We start from the raw sequence: 17177 nt of genomic DNA, 5'->3' as shown, positions 1-17177 counted from the left end.
TGCAGAATTCTCCCATGGACATTCATTCCCCTCTCGCGCTCCTGGGCGGACTCACGGCGGCGCAGTTCATGCGCCGCCATTGGCAGAAGAAGCCGCTGCTGGTGCGACAGGCCGTGCCGCAGATGGTGCCGCCGGTACCGCGCAGCGCGCTGTTCGAGCTCGCCGCACAGGAAGATGTGGAGTCGCGCCTGATCCGGCAGAGCCCGAAGGGCTGGTCGCTCAAGCATGGCCCTTTCGCGCGGCGCGCCGTGCCGTCGCTGCAGCAGCCTGGTTGGACGCTGCTGGTGCAGGGTGTCGACCTCCACCATCCGGGCGCCCATGCGCTGATGCGCGAGTTCCGCTTCCTGCCCGATGCACGGCTGGACGACCTGATGATCAGCTATGCCAGCGACACCGGCGGCGTCGGCCCGCACTTCGACAGCTATGACGTGTTCCTGCTGCAGGCGAGCGGGCGTCGCCGCTGGTCGATTGGCCGGCAGCGCGACCTGCGCCTTCAGCCCGACGTGCCGCTCAAGATCCTCGAACACTTCGAGCCGGAAGATAGCTTCGTGCTCGAGGCCGGCGACATGCTCTACCTGCCGCCGCGCTATGCGCACGACGGCGTGGCGGTCGGCGGCGACTGCATGACGTACTCCATCGGCCTGCGCGCCCCGGCCGCGGCGCCGCTTGGCGCCGACCTGCTGGCGCGCATGGCCGAGGCGCAGGCCGATGCCCTGCAGGACGCGGCGGACCGTCCGTCGCTGCACTACCGCGACCCCGGTCAGGCGGCGGTCGAGCATCCGGCCGCCATGCCCGGCGCGCTGCAGGCCTTCGCGCGGCAGGCCGTCGAAGCGGCGCTGCGCGACCCCGACGCGATCGACCGCGCGCTGGGTGAATCGATGACCGAGCCCAAGTCCAACGTGTGGTTCGACGCAGGCGAGGCCCCCGACGCGCAGCAGGGCGTGCGGCTCGACCGCCGCACCCGCATGCTCTATGACGCGCGGCACCTCTACATCAACGGCGAGAGCTTCCGTGCCGGCGGCCGCGACGCGACCCTGATGCGCCGCCTGGCCGACCAGCGCGCCCTCGATACGCGAGACCTGGCGCGTGCCAGCGACGACGCGCGGGCCCTCCTGAGCGACTGGTGCGAGGCCGGGTGGGCCCATGCCGACTGACACGCCGCCCGTCGATGGGCCTGCCTTGCCCGACGGCCCCTTCGATGGCCGCGTGGCCTTCGATGCGCACCTGCGCAGCGCCTTCGACGCGGCGGCGCAGCAGGGCTGGCGCGAGATCGTCTTCAGCGATCCCGGCTTCGCCGACTGGCCCCTGGGCGAGCGCCGCAGCATCGCCGCCCTGCAGGCCTGGGCGGCGAGCGGCCGCAGCCTGCTGCTGCTGGCCGAGAACTTCCAGGTCTTCGACCGCTCGCATGCGCGCTTCGTCGAGTGGCGCCGGCTGTGGAGCCACGTGGTCGATGCACGCGCCTGCAGCGGTGCGGGCGCGCCCTCGGTGCCGAGCCTGATCCTCACGCCGACTTGGTCGCTGCACCGCATCGACCCCGAGCACAGCCGCGGCGTGTGCAGCCACCAGGCCGACAGCCGACGCGCCTTGCGCGAGCGGATCGACGAATGCCTTCGCCATGCGCGGCCGGCCTTTCCAGCCACCACGCTGGGCCTGTAAGCCGAGGCCGCGCTCACGTTTTGATGCAGGAATGCGCTCCTAGAATTTTTGTTCATGCATTCATTCAAGGAGACGCCATGAACAAATCCGTCCTGATCGCCGCTGTCATCGCCGCGGCCGCCCTGGTCGCCTGCGGCAAGAAGGAGGAGCCGGCGCCCGCGGTGGTGACGCCGCCGCCGGCCTCGGTCTCGCCGGCACCGGCAGCACCGGCTTCGTCCGAGCCAGCGGCTGCGCCCTCGTCGTCTGCCTCGTCGGCCCTCGACGCGGCCAATGCCGCCACCGAGGCGGCACGCAACGCCGCCTCCGCGCCCAAGTAAGTCGGCGTTCTGGCACCCAAGAAAAAGCCCGCCCGGGTCGAACCGGGCGGGCTTTTTCTTGGGCGAGCGTCAGCCGCGTGGGCCGATGATCAAGACGGGTCCTTGCCGCGTGTGCGGCCCACGCCGCTGAAGATGCCGATCCCCAGCAGGACGAGCGCGCCGATCCCGATGTACAGGGTCGGCACCCCGGCGACCGAAGCGCCCCAGGCGAGGCCGGCCAGGAAAATCACGAAACCGATCATGTAAAGCGCGAAGGACATGGTTCTCTCTCCTAATTTTTGGATGAAGGAACTATGAGCCTTCGCGACCGTCTCCGGCAGGCGCCGGAAGCGCCAACCCGTGTCGGAGCGAGCCTACTGGTCAGCCTTCCCGACTGGCGGCGTCCAGGGCCGCAATGGATGCATCGTCGAGCTTCAGCGTGGCGGCTTTCGTCAGCTCGTCGAGCTGCGCGGTCGAGGTGGCGCTGGCGATCGGTGCCGTCACCGCCGGCTGCGCGATCTGCCAGGCGATGGCGACCTGGGCGGGTGTCGCGCCATGCGTGGCCGCCACCGCATCGAGCGCGGCGAGGATGCGGAGGCCTCGCGCGTTCAGGTACTTCTTGGTGGTGTTGGCGCCGCGTGCGCTCTTGCCCGCGTCGGCCTCGCTGCGGTATTTGCCGGTCAGGAAGCCGGCGGCCAGCGCATAGAAATTGATCACGCCCACACCGCGCTCCAGGCACAGCGGCGCCAAGGCGTCTTCGAACACCGCGCGGTCGTACAGGTTGTAGAGCGGCTGCAGGCTTTCGTAGCGCGGCAGGCCGAGGCGCTCGGACACGTCCAGCGCTTCGGCCAGGCGCGGCGCGCTGTAGTTCGATGCGCCGATTGCGCGGACCTTGCCCGCCTTGATGAGGCCGGCGAAGGCTTCCATCGTCTCTTCGAGCGGCGTGCCCGCATCGTCGTCGTGCGACTGGTAGAGGTCGATGTGGTCGGTCTTGAGCCGCATCAGCGACGCATCGACCGCCTCGCGGATGTACGCCGCCGACAGCCCCACCTTGCCGTCCCCCATCGGCTTGCCGACCTTGGTGGCGAGCACGATGCGGTTGCGCTTGCCGCTCTGGCGCAGCCACTTGCCGATGATCGTTTCCGACTCGCCTCCCACGTGGCCCGGCACCCAGCGGGAATAGACGTCGGCCGTGTCAACGAAGTTGAAGCCCGCATCGAGCCAGGCATCGAGCAGGCGGAAGGACTGGGCCTCGTCGACGGTCCATCCGAAGACGTTGCCACCGAAGGCCAGCGGGGACACCTGGAGGCCGGAGCGGCCGAGTTCGCGAAGTTGCATGGGTTTCTCCTGAGAAGGTCAGACAAGTCCGAAGGCGCCCAGCAGTGCTCCGGCGCCGAGCAGCCAGAGCAGGTGCACGCGGGTGCGCCAGACGATGAGGGCGGTGACGGCGGTCAGCAGCCACAAGCGCCAGGCCGGCACGCCGGCGGTGACGTTGCCGGCGGCCAGCACCCAGCCGGTGGCGATCAAGAGGCCGACCACCACCGGCGCCATGCCCTGCTTGAAGGCGCGCACCTCGCGCCGCTCGCGGTTGCGATGGCCCCAGCGGGTGGCGAAGTAGGTGAGGGTGGTGCTCGGCACCATGATGCCGACCATGGTCACGGCCAGGCCGAACAGGCCCAGCAGCCAGGCGTGCGGACCGGCGCCGATGCCGCCGCCCGCGTTCAGCCCGACGTTCCAGCCCATCAGGCCGACGAACAGCACGTTGGGGCCGGGCGCCGCCTGCGCGATGGCGACCGACGAGGTGAACTGCGCCTCGGTCAGCCAGCCGTGCTGGTCGACCAGGTAGCGGTGCATGTCGGGCACGGTGGTGATCGCGCCGCTGACCGAGAGCATCGACAGCATCAGGTACTGCGCGAGCAGCGCCAGCCAGTCGTGCCAGTGCATCGTGATGGTCATGGCGCGGGCCCTTTCACGGGCCGCAGGCGCCGCCAGGTTTCACCGCAGGCCACGCCGCCCACCACGATCAGCACCCAACCGAGCGGAATGCGCAGCCAGGCAATGGCGGCGAGGACGACCGCGACGATTGCCAGCGACAGCCCGAAGCCGAGCGGCAGTCGGCGCAGCGCCGGGATCAGCTTGATGCCGGTGGCGGCGATCAGCCCCGCGGCCACGGCGCCCATGCCGCGCAGCGCGCCCGCCACCTGCGGGTTACCGGCGAAGTGCGCGTACAGCACCGCCAGCGCGAGGATCACGACCAGCGGCACCGTGAGCATGCCGGCCAGTGCCGCCGCGGCGCCGCGCACGCCGAAATAGCGGTCGCCGATCATCACCGACAGGTTGATCACGTTGGGCCCCGGCAGCACCTGGGCGACGGCCCAGTCCTCCAGGAATTCCTCGGGCGTGAGCCACTTCTTCTTCTCGACGACCTCGCGCTGCACGATGGCCAGCACGCCGCCGAAGCCCTGCAGGGCCAGCCAGGTGAAGGAGACGAAGAGATCGCGTGGCGATCGGGGGCGGGGGCGGTCGGTGGCCGTGGCGGCGTCCGGGGCGAGCAGCTGCATAGGCGATCGATTATGGGCGGGCCGGGGTGGTCGTGCTGCCGTCGGTGGCACGGGCACTGCGCCGACAGGCCCGCGCCCGGCGCGCTGCCACACTGGCGGCCATGCAACTGCGTGCACTCATCGATCTCTCCCAGCAGGCCTTCCTTTCCTGGAAGAAGGACTACGCGCCCAGCATGGGGGCCGCACTGGCCTACTACACGGTGTTCTCGGTGGCCCCGCTGCTGCTGATCGTGATCTCGGTGGCCGGCCTGGTGTTCGGCCAGGAGGCAGCGCGTGGCGAGATCTTCGCGCAGCTCTCGGGGCTGATGGGTGCCCAGGGCGCGCTGGCGGTGCAGGGCATGCTCGAGGCGGTCAACAAGCCGCGCGAGGGCATCATCGCCACCGTGATCGGCCTGGCGCTGCTGGTGGTCGGCGCTACCACCGTCTTCGGCGAACTGCAGGACGCGATGGACCGCATCTGGCGGGCGCCGGCACGCGACACCGGCGGCGGAGTCTTCGGCCTGCTGCGCGTGCGCCTGCTGTCCTTCAGCATGATCATGGGCATCGGCTTCCTGCTGATCGTGTCGCTGGTCGCGAGCGCGGCCATCGCGGCGCTGGGCAAGTGGTGGGCGCCGGTCTTCGGCGGCTGGGAGGTGCTGGCGCAGGGCGTGAACTTCGTCGTCAGCTTCGGCATGGTCACCGTCATCTTCGCGATGATCTACAAGCTTATGCCGCGGGTGAAGGTCGAATGGCGCGACGTGTGGGTGGGCGCGGGCGTCACGGCGCTGCTCTTCACCGTCGGCAAGCACCTCATCGGCCTGTACATCGGCAAGAGCAGCGTGGCCTCGGGCTATGGCGCGGCGGGTTCCCTGGTGGTGGTGCTGGTGTGGGTCTACTACTCGGCCCAGATCTTCCTGCTGGGGGCGGAGTTCACCTGGGTCTATGCCCATAAGTACGGCTCGCTGCGGGGCAAACCGCAGCCCCAGGAACACGTGCCGCAGCAGCCCACGCCGTTGCGGTGAAGGGGTGAAGGCCGTCAGCCCGCGAAGCCGCCCTCGTCGAGAAAGCGCTGTTCCTCCGGCGTCGTCGTTCGCCCGAGCGCGGCATTGCGGTGCGGAAAGCGGCCGAAGCGCCGGATGATGTCGCGGTGCAGGATGGCGAAGCGAAGGTTGTCCGGCAGGTCGGCGCAGAGCTCGACGCAGCGTTCCTGGTCGGCGAGCGACTCGGAATGCATGAAGGGCATGTAGAAGAAGGCGCGCAGCGCATCGTCGATCCGGCGGTCGAAACCGGCGTCGACGGCGGCACGGGCCACGGCCAGTGCCTTGCCGTCGGTCGCGAACATGTGGCCGCTGCCGCGCCAGGCATTGCGCGGCAGCTGGTCGAGCAGGATCAGCAGGGCGAGGGCGCCATCAGGCGCCGACGCCCAGTCGTCGAACGCATCGGTCGCGGCCGCGTGGTGCGCCCCTTCGAAGCGCGCCTTGAAATCCGCGTCGAAGGCGGCGTCTTTCTTGAACCAGCGCTGGGGGCCGGCGTCTCGCCAGAAGCGCGTGACATCGTCGGGGGAGGGCTGTGGGTTCATGCGCGGGATGATGCCATCGGCAGGCGGCTTGGTGTCCAATGTCAGGCATGACCTCCACCCCCCGCCCGAAGACCCGCCGATCGGCCTCGCGCCTGGACATCACGAAGGCGCGCCGCGCCCTGGTGCTGCAGGGCGGTGGCGCACTCGGTGCCTACCAGGCCGGCGTCTATGCCGGCGTCACCGAAAAGCACAAGCAGCTCGACTGGGTGGCCGGCGTGTCGATCGGTGCGGTCAATGCGGCGCTCATCGCCGGCAACCCGCCGGAGAAGCGCGTCGAGCGGCTCAAGGAGTTCTGGCACCTGGTGTCGTCCGGTCCGGCGCAGCGCCTGCCGAGTTGGGCCGGCGAGCGCACCTGGCGCAACCAGTGGAGCGCGAGCGCGGCCACGCTGTTCGGCATTCCCGGCTTCTTCGAGCCGCGGCGTTCTCCGGCCCTGCTGCTGGGCAGCGCGGCACCGGTGCTCAGTTACTACGACACCGCGCCGCTGCAGGCCACGCTCGAGCGGCTGGTCGACTTCGACCGCATCAACGACGGCGGCATCCGCTTCAGCGTGGGCGCGGTCAACGTGCGCAGCGGCAACTCGGTCTACTTCGACAACACGGTGCAGCGCATCGGGCCCGAGCACATCATGGCCAGCGGCGCGCTGCCGCCGGGCTTCGCGCCGGTGCACATCGACGGCGAGGACTACTGGGATGGGGGCATCGTGTCGAACACACCGCTGCAGTACGTGCTCGACACCCACCCGCGCACCGAGCCGCTGATGGTGCTGCAGGTCGACCTCTTCAGTGCCCATGGCGATATGCCGCGTACGTTGGCCGAGGCGATGGAGCGGCAGAAGGACATCACCTATTCGAGCCGCACCCGCATGAACACCGATGCGATGGCCGCCAACATGAACCTGCAGCAGGCCATCGCCGACCTGATGGCCAAGATGCCGGAGCGCCTGCGCAAGGACCCGGCGGTGGCCGCCATCTGCGCCGAACTGACGCATCAGCCGATCGAGATCGTCCACCTGATCTACCGCGACAAGCACTACGAGCTGGAATCGAAGGACTACGAGTTCTCGCGCGCGTCGGTCGAAGACCACTGGGAGGCCGGCCTGCGCGACATCCGCAACACGCTGGACCACCCGGAACTGCTGCAGGAAGCCTCCCAGGTCAACGGTGTCACCACCTTCGACCTGACCGAGCCGAACGCCCACCGTGTGCGCCGTCCGCTCCAGCTGCCAGCCGTGCGTGCGGCGCGCTGAGCCGGTCAGCTTCGTCAAAGGCACGCCGCGTAGGCTCTCTCATCCCCGGCACGCGGCTTGCACGCTGGCCACACCCTTTCACGTCAACAAGGACATCCCATGCAACTCAAGGACAAGGTCGCCTTCATCACCGGCTCGGCCAGCGGCATCGGCAAGGAAATCGCGCTCCTGTTCGCGCAGGAAGGCGCGAAGATCGTGATCGCCGACCTCAACAAGGCCGCGGCCGATGCCACGGCGTCCGAGCTTCAGGCCAAGGGTGCGCAGGCCATCGGCGTGGCGGTCGACGTCACCAGCGAAGAGCAGGTCGACGCGGCCGTCGAGGAGGCGGCCAAGGCCTTCGGCGGCATCGACATCCTGGTGAGCAACGCCGGCATCCAGATCGTCCACCCGGTGGAGGAATTCAGCTTCGCCGACTGGAAGAAGATGCTCGCCATCCACCTCGACGGTGCCTTCCTCACGACCAAGGCCTGCCTCAAGCACATGTACGCGCAAGGCCGCGGCGGCAGCGTGATCTACATGGGCTCGGTGCATTCCAAGGAAGCGTCGGTGCTGAAGGCGCCTTACGTGACGGCCAAGCACGGCCTCATCGGCCTCTCGAAGACCGTGGCCAAGGAAGGCGCCAAGTACGGCGTTCGCTCCAATGTCATCTGCCCGGGCTTCGTGCGCACGCCGCTGGTCGAGAAGCAGATTCCCGAGCAGGCCAAGACCCTCGGCATCACCGAGGAACAGGTCGTCAAGAACGTGATGCTCAAGGACACGGTCGATGGCGAATTCACGACGACCGACGATGTCGCGCGCGTGGCCTTGCTGTTCGCCGCGTTCCCGACCAATGCGTTGACGGGCCAGTCGCTCATCGTGAGCCACGGGTGGAGCATGGAATAAGCCTGCGCTACAGCCGCAGTTCCCAGGTCTCGCCGACGAGCTGCTGTCCGAAGCCCTCGTAGGGCTCGGACTTGACCAGCCGGAAGCCGCGCTTCGCGTAGATCGCGCGCGCCGCCGTGAGGCAGCTGTTGGTCCACAGCACCATCTTCCGGTAGCCCTTGGCGCGCGCGAAGGCGATGCATTCATCGGTCAGCCGGGCCCCCAGGCCCAGGCCGCGCGCCTGGGGCGTGAGGATGAGCATCCGCAGCTGCGCCGTGGTGGCCGATTTGCGCACCAAGAAAATCGCGCCGACCCGCTCGCCGTCGAGCTCGGCGATCCAGCACTTCTCCCAGTCGGGCTGGAACTTGCGCACGAAGTCGGCCGCGATGCCGGCAACCAGTGCCTCGAAACGCATGTCCCATCCGTAGTCGCGGGCGTAGAGCGCGCCGTGCTGCTGCACGACCCAGCCGATGTCGCCCGGCACCGGATCGCGCAACATCACTTGGCGGGAGGCCGTCGGCGCGTCGGCGAGCAGTGCTTCGACCCGGGCCATGGCGTCGACCAGTTGCTGCCGCGGGCCGGCCGGCAGGGGCCGGAGCAGGGCGGCCGCTTCGTCGCGGGAGCGCTGCTGCAGCGGTGCGAAGGCGGCGTGACCGGCCTCGGTCAGCGCCAGCAGGCTTTGGCGCGCATCCGCGGGGCTGGGGTTGCGCGTGAGCCAGCCGTCGGCCTCGAAGCGCTTGAGGATGCGGCTGAGATAGCCCGCGTCCAGCCCCAGCTCGTGCATCAGGTCGCGTGCCACGACGCCCGGCCGGTGGGCCAGTTCGTACAGCACGCGGACATCGGTCAGCGACAGCGCGCTGCCCAGGTACGGCTCGAGCACGCCGATGCGGCGTGTGAAGAAGCGGTTGAAGCGGCGCACCGCCTTGACGGCTTCGGGTGCGACAGAGGCGGGCAGGGTGGCGTCGGACATCGGCGATTCTGTGGTCAGAAAGTTGACAAAGTCAAACAAATCAAGACCTGTGTCGGCGCGGGACACTCGGTCAGGGGCGACAGAAACGACCCGGCCGCCTACAATCGCGGGTTGCCCTCCGCAGGCCCGAAGGCCGAGGCCGCCTTCCAGGTCTCACAGAACACTCCCCGATGAACGCCCCCGTCGACGTCTCCTTTTTCGCGCGCGCCGCCAAGCCGCTGACCAGCTACCGCAAGTACTGGGCGGCGCGGTTCGGCACGGCGAAATTCCTGCCGACCTCGCGCCAGGAAATGGACGCGCTCGGCTGGGACAGCTGCGACATCATCGTGGTCACCGGCGATGCCTACGTCGACCACCCGAGCTTCGGCATGTCGGTGATCGGCCGCATGCTGGAGGCGCAGGGCTTTCGCGTCGGCATCATCGCCCAGCCCGACTGGCAGAGCGCGGACCCCTTCAAGGTGTTGGGCAAGCCGAACCTGTTCTTCGGCGTGACCGCCGGCAACATGGATTCGATGATCAACCGCTACACGGCGGACCGCAAGATCCGTAGCGACGACGCCTACACGCCCGGCGACGTCGGCGGCGCGCGGCCCGACCGTGCGGCCATCGTCTACTCGCAGCGCTGCAAGGAGGCCTGGAGCGACGTGCCGATCATCCTCGGCGGCATCGAAGGCAGCCTGCGCCGCATCGCGCACTACGACTACTGGTCGGACAAGGTCCGCCGTTCGATCGTGGTCGATTCGAAATGCGACCTGCTGCTGTACGGCAACGCCGAGCGCGCCATCGTCGAGATTGCGCACCGCCTGGCCGCCAAGGAGCCCGTGCAGCAGATCACCGACGTGCGCGGCACCGCCTTCGTGCGGCGCGAGACGCCGGAAGCCTGGTTCGAGATCAACTCGACCAGCGTCGACGAACCCGGCCGCGTCGAGGCGCATGTGAACCCCTACCTGATGGTGTCGGACCAGGCCAAGGCCAATGGCGCCACCTGTGCGAAGGAAGACGAGGCCCAGGTCGTGGCCGCCACGGCCGAAGCGGCCGGTGCCCAGGCCCTTGCTGCGGTGCGTGCGCGCACGGCCGATGTGAACCCGGCCATCAAGCCCATCACCTTCGTCGCCAACCCCTCGGTCAAGCTCAAGGTGCCGCCGCGCGACCGCTCGGTGATTCGCCTGCCGTCGTACGAGCAGGTGCGCGCCGACCCGGTGCTCTACGCCCACGCCAACCGCGTGCTGCACCTCGAGACCAACCCCGGCAACGCGCGCGCGCTGGTGCAGGCGCACGGCGAAGGCCACACGGCGCGCGATGTGTGGATCAACCCGCCGCCGATCCCGCTGACCACGGCAGAGATGGACCACGTGTTCGACCTGCCGTATGCGCGCAGCCCGCATCCGCGCTATGCGGACGAGAACGGCAGCCACGACGGCGCGACCAAGATCCCGGCCTGGGAGATGATCCGCTTTTCCGTGAACATCATGCGCGGCTGCTTCGGCGGCTGCACCTTCTGCTCGATCACCGAGCACGAGGGCCGCATCATCCAGAGCCGCTCCGAGGAATCGATCATCAAGGAGGTCGAGGCCATCCGCGACAGCGTGAGCGGCTTCACCGGCACCATCTCCGACCTGGGCGGCCCGACGGCCAACATGTACCGGCTCGGCTGCAAGAGCCCCGAGATCGAGGCCGCCTGCCGCAAGCCCAGCTGCGTGTACCCAGGCATCTGCTCGAACCTCGGCACCAACCACGACCCGCTCATCAAGATCTACCGCCGCGCGCGTGCGCTCAAGGGCATCAAGAAGATCCTGATCGGCTCCGGCCTGCGCTACGACCTGGCCGTGCAGAGCCCCGAGTACGTCAAGGAACTGGTGCAGCACCACGTCGGCGGCTACCTCAAGATCGCGCCCGAGCACACCGAGCAGGGCCCGCTCACCAAGATGATGAAGCCCGGCATCGGCAGCTACGACAAGTTCAAGCAGATGTTCGAGAAGTTCTCGGCCGAGGCGGGCAAGAAGCAGTACCTCATCCCGTACTTCATCGCGGCACACCCGGGCACCAGCGACGAGGACATGATGAACCTCGCGATCTGGCTCAAGAAGAACGGCTTCCGTGCCGACCAGGTGCAGACCTTCTACCCGTCGCCCATGGCCACGGCGACGACGATGTACCACACCAACAAGAACCCGCTGCGCAAGATCACGCGCGAGAGTGAAACGGTGGACATCGTGCGCGGCGACAAGCGCCGCCGCCTGCACAAGGCCTTCCTGCGCTACCACGACGCCAACAACTGGCCGCTGCTGCGCGAGGCCTTGAAGAGCATGGGCCGCGCCGACCTGATCGGCAACGGCAAACACCACCTGATCCCGACCTGGCAGCCGCTGACCGACGGCGGCTACACCAGCGCGCGGCGCAAGAACTCGACCGCCGTCCCGCCTGCGGCCAAGGCCGCGCCGGTCAAGCTCACGCCGGTGAAGCCGTCGAAGGGCCGCATCCTCACGCAGCACACCGGCCTGCCGCCGCGCGAGACCGGCGCTGCACGTGCGCCGAGCGGCGTGCCTGGCAAGGGCTTCCGCAAGGCGCGTTGAGCGCGCGGCGGCTTGCGAGGGCGCCACTGCGGCGCGCGACCTTTGTGAGGGCTGTCGAAAGCTTGCGCGGTCACTGTGATGACTTGCATCGGCGAGGCCAATCCCGTACGCTGGTCCGGCGTTAGCGCGCAACACCCGAGCCCTTGGGGCCGCCGGGCCGACCTTGCGAACGCGCAAAGGAGTCCTTCCATGCCAAGCCGATCGAACGGCCTCACGGCCGAAATGGAAGCAGTGCGAACGCTGGCGCTCGTCGGCGCCGCGGCCGCCGGCAAGAGCTCCCTCGCCGAGGCCTTGCTGTACAAGGCGGGCGCCATCGGGGCCTGCGGCAGCATCGAGCGCGGCAGCACCGTCAGCGACCACGACCCGCTCGAGCGCCGCATGCAGCACTCGCTCAACGCATCGGTGATGCACCTCACGCATGCCGGCACGCGCATCCACTTCATCGACACGCCCGGCGGCGCCGACTTTCTCGGCCAGAGCCTGCCGGCGCTGGAGGCGGTCGAGACGGCGGCGGTGGTCGTCAATGCCGCCACCGGCATCGAGCCGATGACGGTGCGCATGATGGCGTACGCGGCCTCGCGCCACCTCGCCCGCGTGATCATCGTCAACAAGATCGACTCGCAGGGCGTCTCGCTGGCGGGACTGCTGGCCGACATCCAGGCCACCTTCGGCCGCGAATGCCTGCCGCTGAACCTGCCCGACGGGGTCGGCAGGCAGGTGGTGGACTGCTTCTTCAACCGCTTCGGGCAGTCCGACTTCGGCCCCGTCGAAGTGGCGCACCGCGCGCTGGTGGAGCAGGTGGTGGAGGTCGACGCGGCCTTCGTCGACCGCTACCTCGAGGAGGGCGACGTGGACCCGGCCGAGCTGCACGCACCGCTCGAGCAGGCGCTGCGCGAAGGCCACCTGATCCCCGTGTGCTTCGTCTCGTCGCGCAGCGGCGCCGGCGTGGCCGAGCTGCTGGACGTGATCGTCAAGCTCCTGCCCGACCCGACCGAGGCCAACCCGCCGGACTTCATCGTCGGCGAGGGCGCGGAGGCCAAGCCCATGCAGGCCTCGCCCGACCCGGCGCTGCACGTGCTGGCGCACGTGTTCAAGGTCACGATCGACCCTTATGTCGGCAAGATGGGCATCTTCCGCGTACACCAGGGCACGCTCACGCGCGACAGCCAGCTCTACATCGGCGACGGCCGCAAGCCTTTCAAGGTGGGGCACCTGTTCATGCTCCAGGGCAAGGACCATGTGGAGGTGTCGCACGCGGTACCCGGCGACATCGTGGCGGTGGCCAAGGTGGAGGAGATCCATTTCGACGCCGTGCTGCACGACGCGGCGGAAGACAGCCATGTCCATCTAGCGCCGCTGGCGTTCCCGGTGCCGGTGTATGGCCTGGCCGTGGAGCCCAAGCGCCATGGCGACGAGCAGCGCGCCTGGGAGATCCTCGGCAAGCTCACCGCCGAGGATCCGTGCCTGCGCATCGAGCACGTGGCCGCGACCAACGAAACGGTCCTCTACGGGCTTGGCGAGCTTCACCTGCGCATCGTGCTCGACCGCCTGCGCGAGGTGTACCGCTTCGAGGTCCAGACGCGGCCGCCGCGCATTGCCTACCGCGAGAGCGTGACCGTGCCGGCCGAAGGCCACCACCGGCACAAGAAACAGACCGGCGGCGCCGGCCAGTTCGGCGAGGTCTTCCTGCGCATCGAGCCGCTGGCGCGCGGCGCGGGCTTCGAGTTTGCCGACGAGGTCAGGGGCGGCGCGATCCCGGGCCAGTTCATCCCCGCGGTCGAGAAGGGCGTGCGCGAGGTGCTGATGTGCGGCGCAATCGCCGGCTACCCTGTGGTCGACGTGCGCGTCGTGGTGCACGACGGCAAGCACCACAGCGTCGACAGCAAGGACATCGCCTTCGCGACCGCCGGCCGCAAGGCCTTCATGGCCGCGATCCGCGAGGCCCGGCCGGTCGTGCTCGAGCCGATCGTCCAGATTGAGATGGACGTGCCGGAGTATTCCGTCGGCGATGTCACGAGCGACCTGTCGTCGCGGCGCGGCCTGGTCACCGGCACGTCGGCCCTCGGGGGCGGCACCGTGACCGTCGGCGGGCAGGTGCCCATGGCCGAGCTGGCCAACTACCAGTCGCGGCTCAATGCGATGACCAGCGGCCAGGGCCGCTACACCATCGCGTTGTCGCACTACGAAGCGGTGCCGCCGACCGTTCAGCAGACGCTGGTGGGCCAGTACCGGGTGCGCGAAGACGAGTAGGAGAAGCTCAGAGCAATTCGAGCGCGATGCCCTGTGCGCCCCACAGCACCTTGTTGCCGAGCGAACGCAATTGTTCTTTGCACTGTGCCTCTCGCTACGACCCGCAGATGACGCAGACGCGATTTTGCTGAACTGGCTGACCAGGCAGCCCTGTCGCTCTTCTTGCACGCGCGCCGCCGAGCAATCGGCCAGGGCGTACCGTGAGGTCAAATGCTTCCTCACTCGTGCTATTGAGATCACTCTAATTTTTGTGGCTCGTGTCCGGTATGCAGCGGATTCTGCCTTTGAACATGCACCTCAACTGGCGCTTTGTGCACCGTCCAGACCGAGCCGTTCGCAGACCTGCTGGTTGTACCGCGCCCAGTCGCGCGCCGAGTTCTCGATGACCATCGTTTCCAGCGTCAGTCGGTCGAACAGCGCGTCCGTCATGCGTCGATAGTCTTGGTACAGCGTGATGAGGCCCTCGAGACCGACCAAATTCCGGCGCACCGCGTACGGCCCCTTCAACTTCCAGTCGACCTGGTACCGCACCCAAGCTTCCCCCCGCTCGGCGGAAATGGTGCGCACAGCGAGCTCCACGTTCTCCTGCCGCAGGTAGACGACGAGCGGGCGCAAGGGCCTGATGAGCTGGGCCAAGCTCTCGCAATAGGCCGCGAGTTCGTCAAAGCCTGCCTCCATCAAGAAGAGATTTGTCAGGTCGCCGTGGAAGAGCTGGCCGTCCAGCACTGGCACCGAAGTGCCAGGTTGAACCTCCTCAACAAACGAGCGCCACTTTGAAATGGCTCGACTCGCTAGCTGTTCAGCCGTGGATTCGCGCCAAGGTTCGAACCAGTGCTGGAGCTCATCGGTCGCTCGGACAGGATGTGGGTCAGCGCGCTCGTGCACACCGAGTGCCGGTCGGCCGGCCTCTTCAAGCGTCTTCGCGACGAACCTCATGGTCGTCGACTTTCCGGAGCCCATGATGCCCTCGATGACGACGAGTCCATGGTGCTCGGAGGACCGTTGGGCGGGCCATGCGACGGGGTTCATGCGGATGTTGTAGCTCATTCAGGCGGCGGTCCCGACCGTCCGCTCCTGGCCGCGTGTGGTCACAGGCTCATCCTGTACTCAGCAATCCAAAGGGCTCAATCCACGGCACTGCGCAGAAGCCTTGACGCCCATCGGCATCAGTGTGGTCACGGCCACTGCCTCTCCCGCTTCACGGTACGGAACGAACTTGGCACCGACAAGTGCTCGCGCTGCTGCGCTATCTAAGACGGCGTCTCCACTGCTACTGACAAGCAGAGTCTTGCGCACGATGCCGCGTTCGTCCACATGTAACCGAAGAACGGCAGTACCGCTGGGCATTGGGTCGTTCATGTTTCGCCGGGGCATCTTCAGCTGCAGCGGTTCGGCCGGTCGTAACTGGTTTGCAGATACGACTTTGGCCGGCCAAGCGTCCGACTCACCGCCACCGCCAGTCGCGCAACCTTCCATGCCGAGCATGCAGCAGAGAAGAGCGGCGATAGCAAAACCTTTTATGTGCTGAGTTTTCATTGTTGTACGAATCCTCACTTGTGTCGCCTACACCGGCTTACTGCTCCCTGTCCTTTCGGGTTGCCAGCAACTGCTGAGCCAGCGAACTCAACAACAGTCGACAGACCCAGAGCGACGACTACGGCACCGGGTACTCCGACAGCGAACAGGCATAGGACAACGACACAAGTTATCGAAAGCCGTGAACGAATGTCAAGTGCTGTCTCCGACGGAATGCGACACCACCATTATTCCGGAACGAAGCTCTTTCCCCAACTTCCGCTTCTGGCCGTCTCCAGCCCTTCGCCTCAGACACTGATCGAGCCTCTGAAGCCTCGCGCGGCGTAGTACGACTCAGCGCCGTTGTGATACACGAAAACCTTGCCGTACCGTCTGTCGCAAAACAGGGCGCCGCCCAGCTTTCGGACCTCAGGCGGCGTTGCCACCCAGCTGGATGTCTTCAAGTCGAACTCACCGAACTGCTGAAGGGCGCGATATTGCGCCTCCGTCAGCAGCGAGATGCCCATGACGGCAGCCACGTCGATCGCGCTGCCTGTCGGCTTGTTCTGTTTCCGGGAATGCAGAGCTTCTGCGTCGAAGCAAAGGCTCCTGCGCCCCTGCGGACTTTCGACCGCGCAATCGCAGAAGAGGTAGGTGCCGCCATCGTCCGCTGCCCCGGTGACATCCGGTTCTCCTCCTGTCGTCTCCATCACATGGAGCGACTTCAGCTTCTGCGGGCTGCCTTGCAAGCGCACATGAACATCGGCCCAGTCGACGCCTGGGTGTCGGTGCGTGTGTTGTTCGAAGCGCAGTTTCAAAGTACCGATGAACACTTCGCGTTGTTCTGCCTTCATGTCGCTTGCTCCTATTCCTCGAATCGGATGCGTTGGCGGAATTGTGCAGCCGCTCGAATGTCCGTTGCTGGCCGAGCGGCGCCACTTCTAAAGGCTCATGCGCTCCCAACGCTTGGTGCGAGCCCATTCGTAGCTGCCAAACGCGTAGGAAACAAGCGTGTCAGCCGCATCCTCAGGACCCACCACCGACGTGCAGCGGTAGTGGGCGCCAGTGGTCACCAGTTGATGCTCCAAATGAAAGCCCTGCTCATCGGCGTACACCTGCATGTAAGTCCCACCGCGCAACGCCAACACGACGAACGATTCTGAGCTGGCGGGCAGTTGCGGAACCACTCGACGGATGTCTGTCTCCGTGGCCTCTTGCTCAAGTCCAAATGCGGGGCAGAAAATGGTCGCGGACGTGTACTGGGAACCGATATCGAACAGAAAGTAGGCAAGTGGTGCCGCCGACTCGTTGAAGACGACGACCAGAAAGCAGTCTTCGATTCCTGCCGGAATGTGAACAAGAGTTTGACCGTGCACCTTGTTGCGCCAGGCATCGATACGGGCAGGGTTGATTTCTTCCCAGGCGCCCAGCGCAAGCGATTGCCAGACATCGCGGGCGAGAGCAAGAGCAGCCACCTTCTCGACACCCGATGCCTCATGCGCTTCCATTCCTCCGTCCAGAAGCGCCAGATACTGGTGCAGCTGCAAGTGCTCGACGGAGCGCTTCTTGGGCCTGTTGAAGAAGAGCATCCTGTGATGGGTCGATAGGTTGGTCAAACGGTCAAGCATGAAGCGAGGTCTGCGTCACTTGCGAAGACCTGCTGCGGGCCGCTTGCCGTCGACCGGAGGAT

At 67.2% G+C, this 17177-nt stretch carries 18 protein-coding genes; 8 read left to right on the top strand and 10 right to left on the bottom strand.

What is annotated here, in order from left to right; genetic code table 11:
* The first annotated feature begins 14 nt into the window (after positions 1-14).
* The 3 genes from QTH86_RS09170 (at position 15) to QTH86_RS09160 (ending at position 1973) form a co-directional block, all read left to right on the top strand.
* Positions 15-1154, top strand: a complete 1140-nt coding sequence (locus QTH86_RS09170) for a cupin domain-containing protein (RefSeq protein WP_286644983.1) — start codon at positions 15-17, stop codon at positions 1152-1154.
* The gene (locus tag QTH86_RS09165) at positions 1144-1656 is read left to right on the top strand and encodes a hypothetical protein (RefSeq protein ID WP_286644984.1); all 513 of its coding nucleotides are present in this window, start codon (positions 1144-1146) and stop codon (positions 1654-1656) included. The genes QTH86_RS09170 and QTH86_RS09165 overlap by 11 nt, the downstream gene beginning before the upstream one ends.
* A 77-nt stretch (positions 1657-1733) precedes the next feature.
* Positions 1734-1973: a hypothetical protein gene (locus tag QTH86_RS09160; protein WP_286644985.1), complete on the top strand. Its 240-nt coding sequence runs from the start codon at positions 1734-1736 to the stop codon at positions 1971-1973.
* An 89-nt stretch (positions 1974-2062) separates the two neighbouring features.
* On the opposite strand, the gene QTH86_RS09155 is transcribed toward QTH86_RS09160, so the two are convergent.
* The 4 genes from QTH86_RS09155 to QTH86_RS09140 form a co-directional block, all read right to left on the bottom strand.
* Entirely contained in the window at positions 2063-2233 is a 171-nt protein-coding gene (locus tag QTH86_RS09155; RefSeq protein WP_286644986.1) for a hypothetical protein, read from the bottom strand.
* 100 nt (positions 2234-2333) lie between these two features.
* A complete protein-coding gene (locus QTH86_RS09150) occupies positions 2334-3290 on the bottom strand; it encodes an aldo/keto reductase (RefSeq protein WP_286644987.1) in 957 nt (318 codons plus the stop codon).
* A gap of 18 nt (positions 3291-3308) precedes the next feature.
* Entirely contained in the window at positions 3309-3908 is a 600-nt protein-coding gene (locus QTH86_RS09145) for a chromate transporter (protein WP_286644988.1), read from the bottom strand.
* Positions 3905-4513, bottom strand: a complete 609-nt coding sequence (locus QTH86_RS09140; RefSeq protein WP_286644989.1) for a chromate transporter — start codon at positions 4511-4513, stop codon at positions 3905-3907. The genes QTH86_RS09145 and QTH86_RS09140 overlap by 4 nt, the downstream gene beginning before the upstream one ends.
* A 101-nt stretch (positions 4514-4614) precedes the next feature.
* On the opposite strand from QTH86_RS09140, the gene QTH86_RS09135 reads away from it, so the two are divergent.
* The gene (locus QTH86_RS09135; RefSeq protein ID WP_286644990.1) at positions 4615-5514 is read left to right on the top strand and encodes a YihY/virulence factor BrkB family protein; all 900 of its coding nucleotides are present in this window, start codon (positions 4615-4617) and stop codon (positions 5512-5514) included.
* A gap of 14 nt (positions 5515-5528) precedes the next feature.
* Here QTH86_RS09135 and QTH86_RS09130 read toward each other — a convergent pair whose 3' ends face one another.
* On the bottom strand, positions 5529-6071 hold the full coding sequence (locus tag QTH86_RS09130) for a DUF924 family protein (RefSeq protein WP_286644991.1): 543 nt from the start codon (positions 6069-6071) through the stop codon (positions 5529-5531).
* A 47-nt stretch (positions 6072-6118) separates the two neighbouring features.
* On the opposite strand from QTH86_RS09130, the gene QTH86_RS09125 reads away from it, so the two are divergent.
* Both QTH86_RS09125 and QTH86_RS09120 read left to right on the top strand, forming a co-directional pair.
* Positions 6119-7318 (top strand): DUF3734 domain-containing protein, encoded by a 1200-nt coding sequence (locus tag QTH86_RS09125; RefSeq protein WP_286644992.1) that lies wholly within the window; start codon positions 6119-6121, stop codon positions 7316-7318.
* 99 nt (positions 7319-7417) lie between these two features.
* A complete protein-coding gene (locus QTH86_RS09120) occupies positions 7418-8200 on the top strand; it encodes a 3-hydroxybutyrate dehydrogenase (protein ID WP_286644993.1) in 783 nt (260 codons plus the stop codon).
* A 7-nt stretch (positions 8201-8207) separates the two neighbouring features.
* On the opposite strand, the gene QTH86_RS09115 is transcribed toward QTH86_RS09120, so the two are convergent.
* A complete protein-coding gene (locus QTH86_RS09115) occupies positions 8208-9149 on the bottom strand; it encodes a bifunctional helix-turn-helix transcriptional regulator/GNAT family N-acetyltransferase (protein ID WP_286644994.1) in 942 nt (313 codons plus the stop codon).
* 170 nt (positions 9150-9319) lie between these two features.
* Between QTH86_RS09115 and QTH86_RS09110 the strand changes: the two genes are divergently transcribed.
* Entirely contained in the window at positions 9320-11722 is a 2403-nt protein-coding gene (locus QTH86_RS09110) for a YgiQ family radical SAM protein (RefSeq protein WP_286644995.1), read from the top strand.
* Between the two features lie 189 nt (positions 11723-11911).
* Positions 11912-13972: an elongation factor G gene (gene fusA / locus QTH86_RS09105; RefSeq protein WP_286644996.1), complete on the top strand. Its 2061-nt coding sequence runs from the start codon at positions 11912-11914 to the stop codon at positions 13970-13972.
* A 297-nt stretch (positions 13973-14269) separates the two neighbouring features.
* Here the strand turns inward: fusA and QTH86_RS09100 are convergent, their stop codons facing one another.
* The 4 genes from QTH86_RS09100 to QTH86_RS09085 all read right to left on the bottom strand — a co-directional run bounded on the left by QTH86_RS09100 (position 14270) and on the right by QTH86_RS09085 (position 17076).
* The gene (locus QTH86_RS09100; RefSeq protein WP_286644997.1) at positions 14270-15019 is read right to left on the bottom strand and encodes a P-loop NTPase family protein; all 750 of its coding nucleotides are present in this window, start codon (positions 15017-15019) and stop codon (positions 14270-14272) included.
* A gap of 60 nt (positions 15020-15079) precedes the next feature.
* Entirely contained in the window at positions 15080-15508 is a 429-nt protein-coding gene (locus QTH86_RS09095) for an energy transducer TonB (protein WP_286644998.1), read from the bottom strand.
* Positions 15509-15795: 287 nt separating this feature from the next.
* Entirely contained in the window at positions 15796-16341 is a 546-nt protein-coding gene (locus QTH86_RS09090; protein WP_286644999.1) for a DUF4256 domain-containing protein, read from the bottom strand.
* Positions 16342-16428: 87 nt separating this feature from the next.
* Positions 16429-17076, bottom strand: a complete 648-nt coding sequence (locus QTH86_RS09085) for a hypothetical protein (protein WP_286649354.1) — start codon at positions 17074-17076, stop codon at positions 16429-16431.
* Positions 17077-17177: the final 101 nt, after the last annotated feature.

This window comes from Variovorax sp. J2L1-78 (assembly GCF_030317205.1).
GTDB classification, from domain to species: domain Bacteria; phylum Pseudomonadota; class Gammaproteobacteria; order Burkholderiales; family Burkholderiaceae_C; genus Variovorax; species Variovorax arabinosiphilus.
The sequence above is the reverse complement of the archived record's forward strand: the minus strand, read 5'-3'. Positions and strand labels throughout refer to the sequence as shown.

What these genes read in the sequence shown, in the direction of transcription:
- QTH86_RS09095 (WP_286644998.1), bottom strand. Translation starts at nt 15,508, where the DNA reads ATGAAAACTCAGCACATAAAAGGTTTTGCTATCGCCGCTCTTCTCTGC.
- QTH86_RS09115 (WP_286644994.1), bottom strand. Translation starts at nt 9,149, where the DNA reads ATGTCCGACGCCACCCTGCCCGCCTCTGTCGCACCCGAAGCCGTCAAG.
- QTH86_RS09100 (WP_286644997.1), bottom strand. Translation starts at nt 15,019, where the DNA reads ATGAGCTACAACATCCGCATGAACCCCGTCGCATGGCCCGCCCAACGG.
- QTH86_RS09155 (WP_286644986.1), bottom strand. Translation starts at nt 2,233, where the DNA reads ATGTCCTTCGCGCTTTACATGATCGGTTTCGTGATTTTCCTGGCCGGC.
- fusA (WP_286644996.1), top strand. Translation starts at nt 11,912, where the DNA reads ATGCCAAGCCGATCGAACGGCCTCACGGCCGAAATGGAAGCAGTGCGA.
- QTH86_RS09165 (WP_286644984.1), top strand. Translation starts at nt 1,144, where the DNA reads ATGCCGACTGACACGCCGCCCGTCGATGGGCCTGCCTTGCCCGACGGC.
- QTH86_RS09170 (WP_286644983.1), top strand. Translation starts at nt 15, where the DNA reads ATGGACATTCATTCCCCTCTCGCGCTCCTGGGCGGACTCACGGCGGCG.
- QTH86_RS09120 (WP_286644993.1), top strand. Translation starts at nt 7,418, where the DNA reads ATGCAACTCAAGGACAAGGTCGCCTTCATCACCGGCTCGGCCAGCGGC.
- QTH86_RS09160 (WP_286644985.1), top strand. Translation starts at nt 1,734, where the DNA reads ATGAACAAATCCGTCCTGATCGCCGCTGTCATCGCCGCGGCCGCCCTG.
- QTH86_RS09090 (WP_286644999.1), bottom strand. Translation starts at nt 16,341, where the DNA reads ATGAAGGCAGAACAACGCGAAGTGTTCATCGGTACTTTGAAACTGCGC.
- QTH86_RS09085 (WP_286649354.1), bottom strand. Translation starts at nt 17,076, where the DNA reads ATGCTCTTCTTCAACAGGCCCAAGAAGCGCTCCGTCGAGCACTTGCAG.
- QTH86_RS09135 (WP_286644990.1), top strand. Translation starts at nt 4,615, where the DNA reads ATGCAACTGCGTGCACTCATCGATCTCTCCCAGCAGGCCTTCCTTTCC.
- QTH86_RS09125 (WP_286644992.1), top strand. Translation starts at nt 6,119, where the DNA reads ATGACCTCCACCCCCCGCCCGAAGACCCGCCGATCGGCCTCGCGCCTG.
- QTH86_RS09150 (WP_286644987.1), bottom strand. Translation starts at nt 3,290, where the DNA reads ATGCAACTTCGCGAACTCGGCCGCTCCGGCCTCCAGGTGTCCCCGCTG.
- QTH86_RS09130 (WP_286644991.1), bottom strand. Translation starts at nt 6,071, where the DNA reads ATGAACCCACAGCCCTCCCCCGACGATGTCACGCGCTTCTGGCGAGAC.
- QTH86_RS09145 (WP_286644988.1), bottom strand. Translation starts at nt 3,908, where the DNA reads ATGACCATCACGATGCACTGGCACGACTGGCTGGCGCTGCTCGCGCAG.
- QTH86_RS09140 (WP_286644989.1), bottom strand. Translation starts at nt 4,513, where the DNA reads ATGCAGCTGCTCGCCCCGGACGCCGCCACGGCCACCGACCGCCCCCGC.
- QTH86_RS09110 (WP_286644995.1), top strand. Translation starts at nt 9,320, where the DNA reads ATGAACGCCCCCGTCGACGTCTCCTTTTTCGCGCGCGCCGCCAAGCCG.